Source organism: Actinomadura sp. CNU-125 (assembly GCF_001942465.1).
GTDB lineage: Bacteria > Actinomycetota > Actinomycetes > Streptosporangiales > Streptosporangiaceae > Spirillospora.
This window is the reverse complement of record NZ_MKJY01000002.1, coordinates 13,003-29,708: the sequence shown is the minus strand read 5'-3', so window position 1 is coordinate 29,708 and position 16,706 is coordinate 13,003. Positions and strand designations below refer to the sequence as shown.

Genomic DNA, 16,706 nt, shown 5'->3' with positions numbered 1-16,706 from the left:
GACCGGCTCGTCCTGCCCGCCCAGACCCCCGAACGGCCCGCCGCGTCCGACGCCGACCCGAGGACCGCGCCGCGGCCGTCCCGTCCGAGAGCGGGAACGCGCCGTCCCCGGACGCCCCCGCGAACGCCGTGGCGCCGTCCACCTCGGAGGCGCCGCCGCCGCTCAAGACGATGAGCGCCCCGCCGCGGCCGACCCCGACGCCGACACCGTCCACGTCGCGTCCGGAGAAGACCGCGCGGGACGAGCCGTCCGGCGGATCGTCGTCGTCCGGCGGCTCGGACGGCTCGGACGGGTCGTCGGACGGCTCCCGGACGTTCCGGGGCGACGGCGCGACGTCCGTCGAGCAGGCCGTGATCGGTCTCACCAACGCCGAACGCGCCGACGCCGGATGCTCCGCGCTGCGCGCGGACGACCGGCTGATGGTCGCCGCCGAGCGGCACTCCGCCGACATGGCCGCCAACGGGTACTTCAGCCACACCTCCCAGAACGGCGACACGCCCTGGGACCGCATGGAGGCGGCGGGCTACTCCAGCCCCGGCGCGGAGAACATCGCCAAGGGCTACGGCAGCGCCGAGGCCGTCGTGCGCGGCTGGATGAACAGCGAAGGACACCGCCGCAACATCCTGAACTGCGACCTCCGCGCGATCGGGGTCGGCATGGTCGACGGCCCGGACGGCAAGCTGTGGACGCAGACCTTCGGCTGGAAGTGACCCGTCCGAGGTTCGGTATGGTCCACCCCATGGGTTACCCGGGAGATCAAGGCAAGCCCGGCGGCCGCGAACCGTGGCCGCCGCAGTCGCCGTACGGTCCCGGAGACGACCGTCCGTACGGCGCGCCCCACGACACGCCGTACGACACGCCGTACGACGGCCCGCCCCAGCCGTCCGGCCCGTACGACGCCGGGTTCGGCATGGACGATCCGGACTTCGGCCCCGACCGCGAGTTCGGCCCCGGCCCCGGCTTCGACGACGAGCGTCCGCGCCGGCGGCGTCCGCTGGTGATCGTCGCGGCGGTCGTCGCGGGGCTCGTCCTCGTCGGCGGCGGCGTCGCGCTCTCGTCGATGCTGGGCGGCGGCTCCGAGGAGCCCGCCGCGGCCGCGTCGCCGACCCCGACGACGCCCCCGCCCACGCCGACCCCGTCGGTGACGCTGGCGCCGGTGAAGCTGCAGAGCCGCACCACCGACCCGTCGCCGCTGACGCTCAAGGAGGTCTTCGGCAACGGCAAGTTCGAGATCGACGACCACAAGTACGCGCGCACGGCCTGGAACTCGCAGAAGAAGTGCACCGGCGTCGTCGGCGGCACCGCGCTCGACAAGGCCGTGCAGAAGGGCGACTGCACGCAGGCCCTCCGCGCCACCTACGCCATCAGCGGCGGCGGGCTCATCGGGACGCTCGGCGTCCTCAACCTCAAGTCCGAGGCCCACGCGAAGGCCGCCGCGAAGGCCGCCATGGACGACGACGCCTACCTGCTGGCACTCCCCGGCAAGGGCATCACCGAGACCAACGGCAAGGGCGTCGCGCTCGGCACCGCACAGCGCGCGGCCACTACCTTGTGATGACCTGGGTGCAGCGCCCCAACGGCAAGACCATCTCCAAGCGGCACCACGACACCGTCCGCGTCTTCGGAGCCGAGATCTACAAGGGCAGCAACCTCTCGCTGGCCCTGCACTACCGGGAAACCGAAGGCAAACCCCTCCAGAAGTGACCAGTTTGAATACCCTCTCTGCTTATGTCTGGACCTAAAGACACCCGGGAGACCGGCGGGGAGGCGGAGTCGTCCGCCGCCTCCGCCGCCCCCGTGCCGTCCTCCGGCGGCGACGCGTCTCCCCAGGCCGGGGCGTCCGCGCCCGCGGCGCACCGGCGTCCCCCGTTCGGCCTGGAAGCCCCCTGGTGGGCGGCCGACTCGACCGAGGACGCCCCCGAACCGGCGAAGGCCGCCCCCACCACGGACGACACCGCCACGGACGACACCGCCACGGACGTCCCGGACGTGCAGGCGCCCGGCGGCGGAACCGCGGCCCCGGCCGCCGAACCACCGGCCGCCGCGGGGCAGCCGCCGCGGCGGCGCTCGTCGCCGGGGTCGGCATCCCGCAGGTGGACTCGCGCGGCGCCGTGCCCGCCGAACCGCTCGTCCCGCCGGCACCGTCCACGTTCACCGACACCGACCCCGACGGCATCCCGGCCGTCCGTCCCGACGAGGCCCCACCGGCCCGGACGGACGCCGCGCGGGCACCCGCCGCGGCGGCACCGGCCGTCGTCGCCGCGCCGAACGGCACGGCCGCACCGGCGCGGGCCACGGTCCCGCCGGCCGCGCCGCCCGAACCGTCCGCGTTCGAACGTGCCAAAGAGGCGGAGAAAGCCGCCGAGAAAGCCGCCGTGACCGCGTCGGGGCCCGTGCTCGTCCCGGACGCATCCTGCCGCGCGGCTTCCGGCCCCCCAGCGGCGAGACCGGGCCGCACGAGCAGACCGGCGGCGCCGACGGGGAGGAACCCCCGCCCGGCACACCCCACGAGCAGGCCGCACCGCCCGGCGACACGCCCCCGCCGCCCCGGCAGGCGTCCGAGCGGCCCGGGAAGCACGGGAAGGCCGGGAAGGCCGCGCGGAACAAGCGCACGCTCCTGATCGGCGGCGGCGCGGCGGTCGTGCTGGCCGCGGCGGCGGCGCTGTTCGCCCTCGGCGGCTCGGGTTCATCGGACGACGGCGCCACCCGCAAGGCCGCCGAGCGTCCGGTGGAAACGCCCACCGCGGCCGCCACGCAGCCGACGCAGGCGCCGCCCCCGCCCGTCCCGGACGGGCCGCCGCAGAAGATCGACAACGAGAAGACCGACCCGAAACCGCTGGCGTTCACCGAGGTCTTCCCGACCACGACGATCAAGCTCGGCGGGCACGCCTACCGGCTCGACCGCCGATCGATCAACCGCGACCTGAAGTACGCGGCGCACGGCGCGATGCTGCGGGCACTCCAGCAGCACCAGTGCCGCAAGATCGTCCGCGCGACGTACCTCGACGCCGGACGCGCCATCGCCGTCACGTCCGGCGTCGCGGTCATGCCGAACGAGGCCGCCGCCGCCGCGGTCAGCCGGGCCGGGGACCCCGGCCGGTACGAGTGGTTCCGCGGCATGGCGGGCGAGCACACCGCCGACATCGACCGCGCGGGCGGCTACGCGGCCGCGACCGTCCGCGGCCGGTACGTCGTCTACGCGTACGTGCAGCACTCCGACGGCTCGCCCGTCCGGCCCGGCGACCAGGTCGCCAAGCAGGTCGCCCAGCAGTTCATCGACCACAACGCCCGCCCCATCGACAAGCGGGCGGGCGGCTGACCCCGAGCGCGCCGCCGAGGCGCCGTCCGGCCCGTCCCGTTCAGGACGCCTCGCCGGGCGGCGCCTCCGCGCTCTCCACGGCTTCGGCGGCCTCCGCCGCGGCCACGGCGGCGGCGGCGTTCAGGGTCCGGACCCGGCGGGTCTCCTGCGCGCGGCGCGCCAGGTCCTCGTCCCCGGGGTAGCGGATCTCCTCCAGCGCCAGCCCGTGCGCGGGCGCCACATTGACCGCCGAGTCACGGACGCGCGCCGACAGCACCTGCGCGGGCCAGTCGACGTCGCGGCGGCCGTCGCCCACCACCAGCATCGCGCCGACGAGCGCCCGCACCATCGAGTGGCAGAACGCGTCCGCCTCGACGGTCGCGAGCGCGAGGTAGGGGTCGCGGTCGTCGCGGGCCCACTCGAAGCGCTGCAGCTCCCGGATCGTCGTCGCGCCCTCCCGCTTGCGGCAGAACGCGGCGAAGTCGTGCTCGCCGGTCAGCAGCCGCGCGGCCTCGTTGATCCGGTCGAGGTTGAGCGGCCGCGGATGCCACAGGACGTCGTGGCGGCGCAGCGGCTCGACACCGTTCGGGTTGTCGCACACCCGGTACACGTAGCGGCGCGCCAGCGCGGAGAACCGCGCGTCGAAGCCCTCCGGCGCCACCGACACCCGCCAGACGCGCACGTCCGGCGGCAGCAGCCCGGCCAGCCGGCGCGGCATCGTCCCGTTGATCGCCGAGTACGCGGCGACGGGCACCACCAGGTGCGCGACCTGCCCCCGTGCGTGGACGCCGGCGTCGGTGCGGCCCGCGACGGTCAGCATGGGGGGCGGGTCGAGACGCAGCATCCGCGCCAGCGCGTCCTCGATCACTCCCTGGACGGTCCGCTGGTTCGGCTGCCGTGCCCAGCCCGCGAAATCCGACCCGTCGTAGGAGATATCGAGCCGGAGTCGTACCAGTGCGGTCATGTCGGTCGACGTTTCCTGTCCCTCGCATTCCTCGCTCGTCCGGTGGGACGCGCGCCGCCCTCGTTCAACCGGCGGCTGATTAACATGACCATGGACCCAAGTCTGGCAAAGAACCGGGCCCGCCGTCCTGTAGCGGACGGCGGGCCCGTTTCAATGTCTTACCGAGAAGTCGGCCCAGAATATTACCGGGTCACTCCTTGCCGGACTCGTCCTTGCCCTCGGACGACTCCGCCTGCTCCGCCGTCTCGGCCGTCGCGGCCTCGTCGGCGTCGGCCTTCGTGACGTCCACGGCGGGCTCCTCCGCCGGCGCGGCGGCAGGGGCGGCGGCCGTCGAGGCGGCCATCGGCTCCTGCACCAGCTCGATCACGGCCATCGGGGCGTTGTCGCCCTTGCGGGGGCCGATCTTGGTGATGCGCGTGTAGCCGCCGGGACGGTTCTCGAAGCGCGGCGCGATCTCGGTGAAGAGCTCGTGCACGACGCTCTTGTCGCGGACCACGCGCAGCACCTGGCGACGGTTGTGCAGGTCGCCCTTGCGCGCCTTGGTGATCAGCTTCTCCGCCAGCGGACGCACCCGCCGGGCCTTGGCCTCGGTGGTGGTGATGCTGCCGTGCTCGAACAGCGCCGTGGCCAGGTTCGCCAGGATGAGGCGCTGGTGCGCGGCGGAACCGCCGAGGCGGGCACCCTTGGTGGGCTTGGGCATGGTGCTTCCTTCCTGCACCGGCCGTGTCAGGTACCGGTGTCAGTCGAGTCCGGAACGGCCGGGGAACGCGCCCCCGGCCGTCCGGGGGATCTGGGTTCTAGTACTGCTCGGTCTCGGCGTAGCTCTGGTCGTCGTCGCCGTAGTTGTCGGCCGCCGCGCTCGGGTCGAATCCGGGCGGGGAGTCCTTCAGCGAGAGGCTCATGTCGTTGAGCTTCTGCTTGACCTCTTCGATCGACTTGGCGCCGAAATTCCTTATATCCAGAAGGTCCTGCTCGCTGCGGGCGACCAGCTCGCCCACAGAGTGGATGCCTTCGCGCTTGAGGCAGTTGTAGGAGCGGACCGTGAGGTTCAGCTCCTCGATCGGCAGGGCCAGGTCCGCGGCGAGCGCGGCGTCCGTCGGGGACGGGCCCATGTCGATGCCCTCGGCCTCGACGTTGAGCTCCCGGGCCAGCCCGAACAGCTCGACGAGGGTCTTGCCGGCGGACGCGACGGCGTCGCGCGGCAGCATCGCCTGCTTGGTCTCGACGTCCAGGATCAGACGGTCGAAGTCGGTGCGCTGCTCGACTCGGGTCGCCTCGACCTTGTACACGACCTTGAGGACGGGCGAGTAGATCGAGTCGATCGGGATGCGGCCGATCTCCTGGCCGGGCTGCTTGTTCTGCGCGGCGGAGACGTAGCCGCGGCCGCGCTCGACCGTGAGCTCCATCTCCAGCTTCGCCTTGCCGTTCAGCGTGGCGATGCGCAGGTCCGGGTTGTGGACCTCGACACCGGCCGGCGGCGCGATGTCGGCGGCGGTCACCTCGCCCGGGCCCTGCTGCTTGCGCAGGTACATCACGACGGGCTCGTCGTGCTCGGAGGAGACGACGAGCTCCTTGAGGTTCAGGATGATGTCGGTGACATCCTCCTTGACGCCCGGCACGGTGGAGAACTCGTGCAGGACGCCCTCGATCCGGATGCTGGTGACGGCGGCGCCGGGGATCGAGGAGAGCAGCGTGCGGCGGAGCGAGTTGCCGATGGTGTAGCCGAAGCCCGGCTCCAGCGGCTCGATGGTGAACCGCGACCGGTACTCGTCGACCTGCTCTTCGGTGAGAGTGGGACGCTGAGCGATGAGCATGGTTGTGCCTTCTTCCCGCGGTGCCCGCTATTTGACGACCGCGATCGGAGTACTTCCGGGGATCGTTCCCCGTTCCGCCGGGATCCCCACATCCGTGGGGATCCCGGCGGCCCCGAGCTCTTACTTGGAGTAGAGCTGACGATCAGCTGCTCCTGGACGGGAGCGTCGATCTGCTGCCGGACGGGCAGCGCGTGCACGAAGATCCGCATCTTGTCGGCGTCCACGCCGAGCCACGCCGGAACCTGACGGTCGCCGGCCTCGGCCTTGGCGACCTGGAACGGCGTCATCTCGAGCGACTTCGGCTTGACGTCGACGATGTCGGCCTCGCTGACGAGCGCCGACGGGATGTTGACCTTGCGGCCGTTGACCCGGATGTGTCCGTGCCGGATCAGCTGGCGGGCCATGTCGCGGGACTTGGCGAAGCCCCCGCGGTAGACCACGTTGTCGAGGCGGCGCTCGAGGAGGCCGAGCAGGTTGTCACCCGTCTTGCCGTCCTGGCGGTTCGCCTCGACGTAGTAGTTGCTGAACTGCCGCTCAAGGACGCCGTAGATGCGCTTGGCCTTCTGCTTCTCGCGCAGCTGCAGCAGGTACTCGGTCTCCTTCGGCCGACCGCGGCCGTGCTCACCCGGCGGGTAAGGACGGATCTCGATCGGGCACTTCGGGCCCTCGCACTTGCTGCCCTTGAGGAACAGCTTCATCTTCTCGCGGCGGCAGAGCTTGCAGTCCGCACCGGTGTAACGAGCCATTGTTCTAGATCTCCCCTGACCTCAGACCCGGCGACGCTTCGGCGGGCGGCAGCCGTTGTGCGGGACGGGCGTGACGTCCTGGATCGAGCCCACCTCGAGGCCGGTCGCCTGCAGCGAACGGATGGCGGTCTCGCGGCCCGAACCCGGGCCCTTCACGAAGACGTCGACCTTGCGCATGCCGTGCTCCATCGCGCGCCGGGCGGCGGCCTCGGCGGCCTGCTGGGCGGCGAACGGCGTCGACTTGCGGGAGCCCTTGAAGCCCACGTGGCCCGAGGAGGCCCAGGAGATCACGTTCCCGTTGGGGTCGGTGATCGAGACGATCGTGTTGTTGAACGTGCTCTTGATGTGGGCGTGCCCGTGAGCGACGTTCTTCTTTTCCTTGCGGCGCACCTTCTTGGCGCCGACACGGCTCTTAGGAGGCATCTGCTCTCTCTACTCTCGAGGTCGTCGACCCGGACGGACGCGAGGTCCGCACCGGACTACTTCTTGCCGGCCTTCTTCTTGCCGGCCACGGTCTTCTTCTTGCCCTTGCGGGTGCGCGCGTTGGTCTGCGTGCGCTGGCCGTGGACCGGCAGCCCGCGGCGGTGCCGGATGCCCTGGTAGCACCCGATCTCGATCTTGCGGCGGATGTCGGCCTGGATCTCCCGGCGGAGGTCGCCCTCCGTGCGGTAGTTGCCCTCGATCCAGTCGCGCAGCTTGATCAGCTCGTCGTCGCCGAGCTGGTGCACCCGCAGGTCGCCGTTGACGCCCGTGCCCGCGAGGGTCTCGAGGGCGCGCGTCCGGCCGATCCCGAAGATGTAGGTGAGAGCGACCTCGACGCGCTTGTCGCGCGGGAGGTCGACGCCGAGGAGGCGTGCCATCTTGGGCAGTTCCTTTCATTTCGCGGAGGTATGGACGCATCGCCTCCGCACACACCCTGCCCGGGTGGCGGCCCCGGCCTCCGGCGATCCGAGGGTGGTCCTTCACACGCCACTGCCGTACGTCCGCGAGGGACGTACGGCGGAACGCGCGAAGACTGCGATGCGCTTGTCGAGCGGGTCTTCCGGCCTGCGGCCGTCAGCCCTGACGCTGCTTGTGGCGCGGGTCGGAGCAGATCACCATGACCCGGCCGTGCCGGCGAATGACGCGGCAGTTCTTGCAGATCTTCTTGACGCTCGGCTTGACCTTCACTGGGTCTCCTATGGTTCAGGGTCACCCGCACGCTGCCAGGCGCACGGAAGGCAACCCCAGTGGGTTACTTGTACCGGTAGACGATCCGACCGCGCGTGAGGTCGTAGGGGCTCAGCTCCACAACGACGCGGTCGTCCGGCAGGATCCGGATGTAGTGCATCCGCATCTTGCCGCTGATGTGGGCGAGCACCTTGTGCCCGTTGTCGAGCTCCACCTTGAACATGGCGTTGGGCAGCGACTCGATGACGGTGCCCTCGATCTCGATGGCCCCTTCTTTCTTGGGCATGTCCTCCGCGCTTCACTGATCGGCTCATTGGACGTCGGTCCGACGCATCCCTCGTTGAAAGAATCTCCGCGAGACTCCGGCCGCGCCCACGCCACGGCGGGGAAGCCGAGAACGGGATTCGGGCGGCCGACGGACCGACACAGGAGTGTACGTCACCGTGCCCCCGAATGCGAAATCGTCGCACGACACGGCGGCGGAGACTACTCCCAACACAAGCATACCCTGTCAGGGCGTTGGTACCTTTCAGGAGTAGAGACGTACGAGGAGGGTCAGCATGCCGAGCTATGACTTCGCGCTGATCCTCAGCCGTCCCCTCTACGAGGAGGAGCTGGACCCCCTGTTCGACCGCACCCACGGCTCGGTCACGGTGTCCATCATCACCGAACCCCAGCACGCCGAACGTCCCGGCAACGCGTCCTGCACCTGGCAGGGCCCGACCCTCGCCGCCGCCATCATGGAGCTGGTCGAGCACGTCGAGACGAGCGCGCCCGGCCTGCACGTCCTGCAGGTCGAGGCCGACCCGCTGCTCACCATCCGCGACATCGCCGAACGCGTGGGCCGCTCGGCCGACTCCGTCCGGCACGCCATCACCGGCGCCCGCGGCGCCACCGGCTTCCCGGCGTCGGAGATGTCGACCGCGGGCCACCGGCTGTGGCGCTGGTCGAAGGTCGCCGCCTGGTACGGACTGGACGACCCGCAGCTCGTCGAGGCGAAGCCCACCGTGCAGGCCATCAACGGCTGGCTCGCCCTCCGCGACGTCGTCCCCGACGTGGCCCCCGCCCCCGAAGAGGTCACCTCGGCCCTGTCCCTGGTGATCCCCCACGTCGCCTGACCGCCCCGGCGACCACAGCACCCCGTCCGTCCACGACCGACGCGGAACACCGCAGCCCGGCGCGGGGGCGACCGTCCATGACCGACGCCGGACCACTCCAACCCCGGCGCGGGAGGCCACCATTTACAACCGGCGGCTGGGCACCGCAGCCCGGCGCGAGAATGACCGTCCACGACCGCCGGCGGGGGCGACCGGCTATGACCGGTGGGGGACGCCGCAATCCGGCGCGGGGGCGACCGTCCACAACCGACGCCGGAACGCCGCAGCCCGGTTCCATGACCGGTGGGGGGGACGCCTTTCCCGGCGGCCGTAGCGGAGCGGAGGCCGACGGTTCGCCTCCAGGAAGTGTTCAGGGTGTGGGGACAGCACCGATACGGGCCCGAGACCGAGTCGTGATCTTCTTCTCATTCTGCCCGAGTCGACAGCCCGGCCGACTGACGACAAGATCGTCCCGGCATGGGTCCCCGGCGGAGCGGCCGGACGGCGGCCCTCCGGACGCCCGGGCCGCGGGTCCGTGGTTTTCTTGCAAGGGGGAGGATCAATGGCGATCATCGCGCAGTTGAGCGACATCCACCTGGCGGTCGGGCGGGACGGCGAGGTGGACGACGGCTCGGGGCCGGTGCGCGCGCTGCGGGCCGCGGTGTCGAGTCTGCTCACGCTGCCGGCGCGGCCGGACGCGTCGTGCTCACCGGGGACCTCGCCGACGGCGGGCTGCCCGCCGAGTACGCGCGGCTGCACGCGCTGCTGTCGCCGCTGCCGATGGCCGTCTACCCGATGCCGGGCAACCACGACGACCGGGACGCGCTGCGGGCCGTCTTCAAGGACCATCCGGCGGTGGCGGCCACCGGGACCGTTCCACAGGCGCCGCTGCAGTACGCGGTGGACGTCGCCGGGACGCGCCTGGTGTGCTGCGACACGACGGTGGACGGGCATCCGCATGGGCACCTCGACGAGGACCGGCTCCGCTGGCTGGACGAGACGCTCGCCGCGGCGCCCGACACGCCGACGGTCGTCGCGACGCACCATCCGCCGTTCCCGATCGGCATCCGGTTCATCGACGACATGCGGTTCGTGGAGCCCGCCGGGTTCGCGGCCGTGGTCGAGCGGCACCCGCAGATCGTCCGCGTGATCTCCGGGCACGTGCACCGCGGCTCGGTGGGGTCGATCGGGGGGAAGGTCAGCACGACGTGCCCGAGCACCTACCGGCAGTTGTTCCTCGACCTGACGCACCCGGGACGCGCGGCGGTCACCGGGGAGCCCGCGGGGTTCGCCATCCACCTGGTGGACGAGCACGGCTCGGCGACGACGCACTTCGTCCCGACGGGGAACTACCGCCCGCTGATGGAGGTCGAGTGACCGGGCGTCACCCGCGCCGCGGGCCCATGACCGTCCGGATCACCAGGACCGCGGCCCACGGGCCCACGACCCAGATCCACCACGGGTAGACGAACCCGGCCGTCACCCCGATGATCAGCCAGACGGCGAGGTTGATCGCGCCGATCGCGCCCAGCCCCGCCCACGCGGCGCGTTCGACGCTCGTCCCGCCGCCGGCCCGGGGGGCGGGCACGTCGGTGCTCTTGGCCTGCGTCGCGGGCACGGGCAGCTGGTAGAGGTCTTCCTCGGGGAGGTCGGCGGTGATCTCCTCAAGGCGTCCGAGGGTTCTCGCGGCATAGACGTCTTCGAGCCGCTCCTGCAGCTCGTCCACCGTGATGCGGCCCACGGCGCAGTGCTCCCGCAGGCTCTCGGCCACCCGGTCGCGATCGGCGTCCGACGCCCGAATGTCCGGATTCGGCGCCACGTCAGCTCCCTCCCGAACCGCCCGGACTCCCGTCAGGGCGCGGTCTGTCCTTCAAGCTTGGCGAACCACTCCCGGCCTTCGTCAAGAGCGGTCAGCACGCGGGGCCCGTCGGGCGTGACCGCGAACGTGTGCTCGAAGTGCGCGGAGGCGCGCCCGTCGGTGGTGATGACCGTCCAGCCGTCGTCCAGTTCGACGGTCTGCTTCGTCCCGAGGTTCACCATGGGCTCGACGGCGAAGCACATCCCGGACCGCAGCACCGGCCCGTGCCCGGGGGCGCCGTGGTTGGGGATGAGCGGGTCCATGTGCATCTCGGTGCCGATGCCGTGCCCCCCGTACCCCTCGACGATGCCGTAGGGGCCCTGAGAACGGACGTACGACTCGACGGCGTGCGACATGTCGGTGAGTCTCGCTCCGGCGGTCCCGGCCGCGAGGCCGTGCCACAGGGACGCCTCGGTCACCTCCAGCAGCCGCCGCAGGTCGTCGGTGATCTCCCCGACGGGGACGGTGATCGCCGCGTCGCCGTGCCAGCCCTCGACGATCGCGCCGCAGTCGATCGAGATGACATCGCCCTCGTGCAGCACCTTCCCGGCCCGCGGGATGCCGTGCACGATCTCCTCGTTGATGGACGCGCAGATCGTCCCGGTGAAGCCGTGGTAGCCCTTGAACGACGGGACGCCCCCGTTGTCGCGGATATGCTCCTCGGCGACGGCGTCGAGGTCGAGGGTGGTGATCCCCGGCTTGACCGACTCGCGCAGCAGTTCGAGCGTCCGGCCGACCAGCAGGCCGGCCGCCCGCATCAGTTCGACCTGCTCGGCGGTCTTGACCTGGATCGCGGTCCTGCGTCTGAACATCCCTCTCCCAAAACGGCTTCGCCGGGACCGCGAGTGTGCGATCCCGGCGATCGGCGCGGCCGCCCGCGCGCGGTGCTCGGTGTCCCGCCGTCAGCTCTCCGACGGACGGAGCGCGCCCAGCGCGCGTGCGGTGACCTCATCGACCGGGCCGGCGGCATCGATGCGCGCCAGAATGCCCTCGTCTCCATAGAACCGCACGATGGGGGCGGTCTGTTCCTGGTAGACCTCCAGCCGGTGCCGGACGACCTCTTCTTTGTCGTCGTCGCGCTGGAACAGGCGACCGCCGCAGTCGTCGCAGATGTCGTCCTTCTTGTCGTCGAAGTCGACGTGCCAGATCTTCCCGCACTTGGTGCAGGTGCGCCGGCCCGACAGCCGCCGGACGACCTCGTCTTCGTCCACGACGAGTTCGAGCACGACGTCGAGCCGGACGCCGAACTCGTCGAGGATCTTCTTGAGGGTCTCGGCCTGCGGAACGTTGCGCGGGAAGCCGTCCAGCAGGAAGCCGTCGCGCGCGTCGTCCTCGGCGAGTCGGTCGCGGACCATCGCGATGGTGACCTCGTCGGGGACGAGGTCGCCGCGGTCCATGTACTCCTTGGCCTTGCGGCCGAGCTCGGTACCGCCGCTCACGTTGGCGCGGAAGATGTCACCTGTCGAGATCTTCGGGATGGACAGATGCGATGCGATGAACTGGGCCTGCGTCCCCTTGCCCGCTCCCGGGGGGCCCACCAGGACGATACGCACTACCGGAGGAAGCCCTCGTAGTGATGCTGCTGCAGTTTGCTCTCGATCTGCTTCACGGTATCCAGTCCGACGCCGACGATGATCAGGATGCTCGCGCCCCCGAAGGCGAACTGCTGGGTGGCGTTCAGGAGTGCGAAAGCCACCATCGGGATCAGGGACACGATCCCCAGGTAAAGCGCGCCGGGTGTGGTGATCCGGGTCAGCACGTAGTCGAGGTACTCGGCGGTCGCCGGCCAGGACGGATACCTGGGATGAAACCACCATACTTCTTCATGTTGTCGGCGACTTCAGTGGGGTTGAAGGTGATGGCCACATAGAAGTACGTGAAGAAGATGATGAAGGCGAAGAAGACCGCCATGTGCCAGGGGTTGTCCTGCTGGAGGTAGGGCTGAACCTCCTGCAGCCACTTGGTGTCCGGCCACAGCTGCGTCGCGAGCACCGGCAGGTACAGCAGCGACGAGGCGAAGATGATCGGGATGATGCCCGCCTGGTTGACCTTCAGCGGGATGTAGGTCGAGGTGCCGCCGTACATGCGGCGGCCCACCATGCGCTTGGCGTACTGGACGGGGATGCGCCGCTGGGCCTGCTCGACGAACACGACGCACGCCATGATCGCCAGGCCGACGGCGATGACGAGCGCGAAGATGAACCCGCCCTGCGCCTTGTAGATGCCCCAGAACTGTGCGGGGAAGACCGCCACGACCTGGGTGAAGATCAGGATCGACATGCCGTTGCCGACGCCGCGGTCGGTGATGAGCTCACCGAGCCACATGATCACCGTGGTGCCGGACACCATGACGACGACCATCGTGATGATCGGGAAGATGCCCGTGTCGTACAGGATGTCGCCGCTGCCGGAGACGCCCTGGAAGAGCTGTCCGGTGCTGGCCATCGCCACGATGCCGGTGCCCTGCAGGATCGCCAGCGCGACCGTCAGGTACCGGGTGTACTGGGTGATCTTCGTGGTGCCGGACTGGCCCTCCTTCTTGAGGGCCTCCAGTTTCGGGATCACCACCGTCAGCAACTGCAGGATGATGCTCGCGGTGATGTAGGGCATGATGCCCAGCGCGAAGATCGAAAGCTGCAGCAGCGCCCCGCCGCTGAAAAGGTCGACGAGGCCGTACAACTGGCTGCTGTCCCGGGCCGCATCGGCGGTCTCGCGCAGCACCTGCACGTTCACGTTCGGGGTCGGGATGTTGGACCCCAGCCTGAAGATCAGGATGATGAACAACGTGAAGAGCAGCTTTTTACGCAGGTCAGGCGTACGGAAAGCCCGAGCGAACGCGGTCAGCACCATTCCTCCTGCGCGACTGACGAAATCATGGCCGCCGAGGGGCCGGTTACAGGTCCATGCGGTCCGGCGGGGGCGGCCGTGTGCAAGCTCACGTTAGCCGCCTTGCCGGTGTGACTCTAACAGCAGAAGCAAGGGGGGCCGCCTCACCGACCGCCCGGACCTTCCGGCCCTCGGCGCTCGGCGAAGACGGCCCCCGCATCGCGAGTGTTCCTTCTTACAGCTCGTCGGCGGTTCCACCGGCCGCGGCGATCTTCTCCTTCGCGGAACCGGAGAAGGCGTGCACCTTCACCTGGACCGCGACGGAGATGTCGCCGGAACCGAGGACCTTGACCGGACGGCCCGGACGCACCGCGCCCTTCGCCGCCAGGTCCTCCGCCGTGACCTCGCCCCCCTCGGGGTAGAGGTCGGCGAGCTTGTCCAGGTTCACGACCTGGAACTCGACCCGGTTCGGGTTCTTGAAGCCCTTGAGCTTCGGCACCCGGCGGATCAGCGGCATCTGGCCGCCCTCGAACCCGACGGGGACCGTGCTGCGGGCCTTCGTGCCCTTGGTGCCGCGGCCCGCGGTCTTGCCCTTGGACGCCTCGCCGCGGCCCTTGCGGGTCTTGGCCTTGTTGGCGCCGGGGGCCGGACGCAGGTCGTGGATCTTCAGAGGCGCACCCTGCGAGCCCGAGGCGTTCTTCTCGAGATCAGCCGCCATGGTCAGTCGACCTCCTCGACGGTGACCAGGTGGGCCACCGTCCGGATCATGCCGCGAACCTCGGGGCGGTCCTCGCGGACCACGGTCTGCCCGATCTTCTTCAGGCCGAGGGTGCGCAGCGTGTCACGCTGGTTCTGCTTCTCACTGATCACGGACTTCTTCTGCGTGATCTTCAGCTGCGTCATGAAGATGCGACCTCCGCCCGGGGCTCGCTGCCCGCGGCGCGGGCCCGCAGCATGGCGGCCGGAGCGACGTCCTCGATCGGCAGGCCGCGCTTGGCCGCGATCTCCTCGGGACGCTTCAGCGCCTTCAGGCCCGCGATCGTGGCGTGCACGATGTTGATCGCGTTGTCGCTGCCCAGCGACTTGCTCAGCACGTCGTGGATGCCGGCGGCCTCCAGGACGGCGCGGACCGGGCCGCCCGCGATGACACCGGTACCGGGGCTCGCCGGACGCAGCAGGACCTCGCCCGCGGCGTCGCGCGCCTGCACCAGGTGCGGGATGGTGCCCTGGATCCGCGGCACCTTGAAGAAGTGCTTCTTGGCCTCTTCGACGCCCTTGGCGATCGCGGCCGGCACCTCCTTGGCCTTGCCGTAACCGACGCCGACGGTGCCGTTGCCGTCACCGACGATCACCAGGGCGGTGAAGCTGAAGCGACGCCCGCCCTTGACGACCTTGGCGACCCGGTTGATCGCCACGACCTTCTCGATGTACGACTGGCCCTTGTCGGCGCCACCGCGGCGGTCGTCGCGGCGGCCGTCGCGACGGTCGCCACCCTGACCGCCACCACGCCTCTGCGCTGCCATCAGTGGTTCCTCTTCTCGTTCGTCGTGCTCACAAGGGCCGTCACAGCTGCAGGCCCCCCTCGCGCGCACCGTCCGCGACAGCGGCGATGCGGCCGTGGTACTTGTTGCCGCCCCGGTCGAACACGACGGCGGAGACGCCGGCCTCCTTCGCACGGGCGGCGACGAGCTCGCCGACCTTGCGGGACTTGGCCGTCTTGTCGCCGGAGTCGGCGCGCAGGTCCGCTTCCATCGTCGACGCGCTGGCCAGCGTGTGGCCCTGCGCGTCGTCGATGACCTGGACGAACACGTGCTGGTTGGAGCGGGTCACGACCAGGCGCGGCCGCGCGGCGCTGCCCACGACCTTCTTGCGGACCCGCAGGTGCCGGCGCCTGCGGGACTTGGCCCGCGCCGACGTGGCCTTCCCGGCCAGGGTCTTGGTGCCTGCCATGACTACTTACCAGCCTTTCCGACCTTGCGGCGGATCTGCTCGCCCTCGTAACGCACGCCCTTGCCCTTGTACGGGTCGGGCTTGCGCAGCTTGCGGATGCGGGCGGCGATCTCGCCGACGAGCTGCTTGTCGATGCCCTCGACGACGAGCTGGGTCGGCTTCTCCACCGTGAAGGTGATGCCCTCCGGGGGCTCGACCGTGATCGGGTGGCTGTAGCCGAGCGAGAACTCGAGGTTCTTGCCCTTGGCCACCACGCGGTAGCCGACACCCTGGATGACGAGGGTCTTCTTGTAGCCGTCCGTGACGCCGACCACCATGTTGTTGATCAGCGTACGGGTGAGGCCGTGCAGGCCCCGGACCTTCTGGATGTCGTTCGGCCGGGTGACCGAGATGACCCCGTCCTCGAGGTTGACCTCGATCGGCTCGGCGACGGTCTGCGAGAGCGTGCCCTTCGGCCCCTTGACGGTGACCTGCTGGCCGTCGATGCTGACATCGACGCCACCGGGCACGGTGATGGGGGAACGTCCGATTCGTGACATTGTTAGATTCCTCCCCTCACCAAACGTAGGCGAGGACTTCCCCGCCCACGCCGCGCTTGCCGGCCTGCCGGTCCGTCATCAGGCCGGACGACGTCGAGATGATCGCGACGCCGAGTCCGCCCAGGACCTTCGGCAGGTTGTCCTTCTTCGCGTACACGCGCAGACCCGGCTTCGACACGCGCTTGATACCGGCGATCGAACGCTCACGGGTCGGGCCGAACTTCAGCTCGATGAGGAGCTTCTTGCCGACCTCGGCGTCCTCCACGCTCCAGCCCGAGATGTAGCCCTCCTGCTGGAGGATCTCGGCGATGTGCGCCTTGATCTTCGAGTACGGCATCGCCACCTGGTCGTGGTACGCCGAATTCGCGTTACGCAGACGCGTCAACATGTCTGCGATCGGGTCGGTCATCGTCATGGCCTGCTGGCCCTCCTCGCCACGGTTTC

At 70.3% G+C, this 16,706-nt stretch carries 22 protein-coding genes and 2 pseudogenes; 6 read left to right on the top strand and 18 right to left on the bottom strand.

Annotated features, from left to right (window positions below):
- From BJF79_RS00360 to BJF79_RS00350, 4 genes are all read left to right on the top strand, one after another.
- Positions 1–710, top strand: a 710-nt coding sequence (locus BJF79_RS00360; RefSeq protein WP_075894484.1) for a CAP domain-containing protein, incomplete at its 5' end; no start/stop codon positions are given.
- A 29-nt stretch (positions 711–739) separates the two neighbouring features.
- Entirely contained in the window at positions 740–1,555 is an 816-nt protein-coding gene (locus tag BJF79_RS00355; protein ID WP_143219612.1) for a hypothetical protein, read from the top strand.
- Positions 1,555–1,704, top strand: a complete 150-nt coding sequence (locus tag BJF79_RS54980) for a hypothetical protein (protein ID WP_158079047.1) — start codon at positions 1,555–1,557, stop codon at positions 1,702–1,704. Before BJF79_RS00355 ends, BJF79_RS54980 begins: the two co-directional genes overlap by 1 nt.
- 937 nt (positions 1,705–2,641) lie before the next feature.
- Positions 2,642–3,319 carry a hypothetical protein gene (locus tag BJF79_RS00350; RefSeq protein WP_075894481.1) on the top strand — a complete coding sequence of 226 codons (678 nt, stop codon included), beginning with the start codon at positions 2,642–2,644 and terminating at the stop codon, positions 3,317–3,319.
- 40 nt (positions 3,320–3,359) lie between these two features.
- Here the strand turns inward: BJF79_RS00350 and truA are convergent, their stop codons facing one another.
- From truA to infA, 8 genes and pseudogenes are all read right to left on the bottom strand, one after another.
- Positions 3,360–4,262: a tRNA pseudouridine(38-40) synthase TruA gene (gene truA, locus BJF79_RS00345; RefSeq protein WP_075894480.1), complete on the bottom strand. Its 903-nt coding sequence runs from the start codon at positions 4,260–4,262 to the stop codon at positions 3,360–3,362.
- 190 nt (positions 4,263–4,452) lie between these two features.
- Positions 4,453–4,962 (bottom strand): 50S ribosomal protein L17, encoded by a 510-nt coding sequence (gene rplQ, locus BJF79_RS00340; RefSeq protein WP_075894479.1) that lies wholly within the window; start codon positions 4,960–4,962, stop codon positions 4,453–4,455.
- A 97-nt stretch (positions 4,963–5,059) separates the two neighbouring features.
- Positions 5,060–6,076 (bottom strand): DNA-directed RNA polymerase subunit alpha, encoded by a 1,017-nt coding sequence (locus tag BJF79_RS00335; protein ID WP_075894478.1) that lies wholly within the window; start codon positions 6,074–6,076, stop codon positions 5,060–5,062.
- Positions 6,077–6,213: 137 nt separating this feature from the next.
- Positions 6,214–6,822, bottom strand: a pseudogene (rpsD, locus tag BJF79_RS00330) (30S ribosomal protein S4); the annotation flags it as partial.
- Positions 6,823–6,843: 21 nt separating this feature from the next.
- Positions 6,844–7,245, bottom strand: coding sequence for a 30S ribosomal protein S11 (gene rpsK, locus BJF79_RS00325; protein WP_021596710.1), 402 nt, complete (start codon positions 7,243–7,245; stop codon positions 6,844–6,846).
- 56 nt (positions 7,246–7,301) lie between these two features.
- Positions 7,302–7,682, bottom strand: coding sequence for a 30S ribosomal protein S13 (rpsM, locus tag BJF79_RS00320; RefSeq protein WP_075894477.1), 381 nt, complete (start codon positions 7,680–7,682; stop codon positions 7,302–7,304).
- A 196-nt stretch (positions 7,683–7,878) separates the two neighbouring features.
- A complete protein-coding gene (gene rpmJ / locus BJF79_RS00315; protein WP_026404072.1) occupies positions 7,879–7,992 on the bottom strand; it encodes a 50S ribosomal protein L36 in 114 nt (37 codons plus the stop codon).
- Between the two features lie 64 nt (positions 7,993–8,056).
- On the bottom strand, positions 8,057–8,278 hold the full coding sequence (gene infA / locus BJF79_RS00310) for a translation initiation factor IF-1 (RefSeq protein ID WP_034519601.1): 222 nt from the start codon (positions 8,276–8,278) through the stop codon (positions 8,057–8,059).
- Positions 8,279–8,552: 274 nt separating this feature from the next.
- Here infA and BJF79_RS00305 point away from each other — a divergent pair, with 274 nt between their 5' ends.
- Both BJF79_RS00305 and BJF79_RS00300 read left to right on the top strand, forming a co-directional pair.
- A complete protein-coding gene (locus BJF79_RS00305; protein ID WP_075894476.1) occupies positions 8,553–9,110 on the top strand; it encodes a hypothetical protein in 558 nt (185 codons plus the stop codon).
- Between the two features lie 681 nt (positions 9,111–9,791).
- The gene (locus BJF79_RS00300; protein WP_262401307.1) at positions 9,792–10,466 is read left to right on the top strand and encodes a metallophosphoesterase; all 675 of its coding nucleotides are present in this window, start codon (positions 9,792–9,794) and stop codon (positions 10,464–10,466) included.
- Positions 10,467–10,473: 7 nt separating this feature from the next.
- Here the strand turns inward: BJF79_RS00300 and BJF79_RS00295 are convergent, their stop codons facing one another.
- The 10 genes and pseudogenes from BJF79_RS00295 to rpsH all read right to left on the bottom strand — a co-directional run bounded on the left by BJF79_RS00295 (position 10,474) and on the right by rpsH (position 16,677).
- A complete protein-coding gene (locus tag BJF79_RS00295) occupies positions 10,474–10,908 on the bottom strand; it encodes a DUF1707 domain-containing protein (protein WP_075894475.1) in 435 nt (144 codons plus the stop codon).
- Positions 10,909–10,940: 32 nt separating this feature from the next.
- On the bottom strand, positions 10,941–11,759 hold the full coding sequence (gene map / locus BJF79_RS00290; protein WP_075894474.1) for a type I methionyl aminopeptidase: 819 nt from the start codon (positions 11,757–11,759) through the stop codon (positions 10,941–10,943).
- A gap of 90 nt (positions 11,760–11,849) precedes the next feature.
- The gene (locus BJF79_RS00285) at positions 11,850–12,500 is read right to left on the bottom strand and encodes an adenylate kinase (protein ID WP_075894473.1); all 651 of its coding nucleotides are present in this window, start codon (positions 12,498–12,500) and stop codon (positions 11,850–11,852) included.
- Positions 12,500–13,794: pseudogene (gene secY, locus BJF79_RS00280) on the bottom strand (preprotein translocase subunit SecY). The gene BJF79_RS00285 and the pseudogene secY overlap by 1 nt, the downstream one beginning before the upstream one ends.
- A gap of 214 nt (positions 13,795–14,008) precedes the next feature.
- On the bottom strand, positions 14,009–14,491 hold the full coding sequence (gene rplO / locus BJF79_RS00275; RefSeq protein ID WP_075894472.1) for a 50S ribosomal protein L15: 483 nt from the start codon (positions 14,489–14,491) through the stop codon (positions 14,009–14,011).
- Between the two features lie 2 nt (positions 14,492–14,493).
- On the bottom strand, positions 14,494–14,676 hold the full coding sequence (gene rpmD / locus BJF79_RS00270; RefSeq protein WP_075894471.1) for a 50S ribosomal protein L30: 183 nt from the start codon (positions 14,674–14,676) through the stop codon (positions 14,494–14,496).
- Positions 14,673–15,299 (bottom strand): 30S ribosomal protein S5, encoded by a 627-nt coding sequence (gene rpsE, locus BJF79_RS00265; protein ID WP_143219614.1) that lies wholly within the window; start codon positions 15,297–15,299, stop codon positions 14,673–14,675. Before rpsE ends, rpmD begins: the two co-directional genes overlap by 4 nt.
- Before the next feature lie 37 nt (positions 15,300–15,336).
- Entirely contained in the window at positions 15,337–15,723 is a 387-nt protein-coding gene (gene rplR, locus BJF79_RS00260) for a 50S ribosomal protein L18 (RefSeq protein WP_075894469.1), read from the bottom strand.
- Positions 15,724–15,725: 2 nt separating this feature from the next.
- Positions 15,726–16,262, bottom strand: a complete 537-nt coding sequence (gene rplF / locus BJF79_RS00255; RefSeq protein ID WP_075894468.1) for a 50S ribosomal protein L6 — start codon at positions 16,260–16,262, stop codon at positions 15,726–15,728.
- Between the two features lie 16 nt (positions 16,263–16,278).
- The gene (gene rpsH, locus BJF79_RS00250) at positions 16,279–16,677 is read right to left on the bottom strand and encodes a 30S ribosomal protein S8 (protein ID WP_026404060.1); all 399 of its coding nucleotides are present in this window, start codon (positions 16,675–16,677) and stop codon (positions 16,279–16,281) included.
- Between the last annotated feature and the right edge of the window lie 29 nt (positions 16,678–16,706).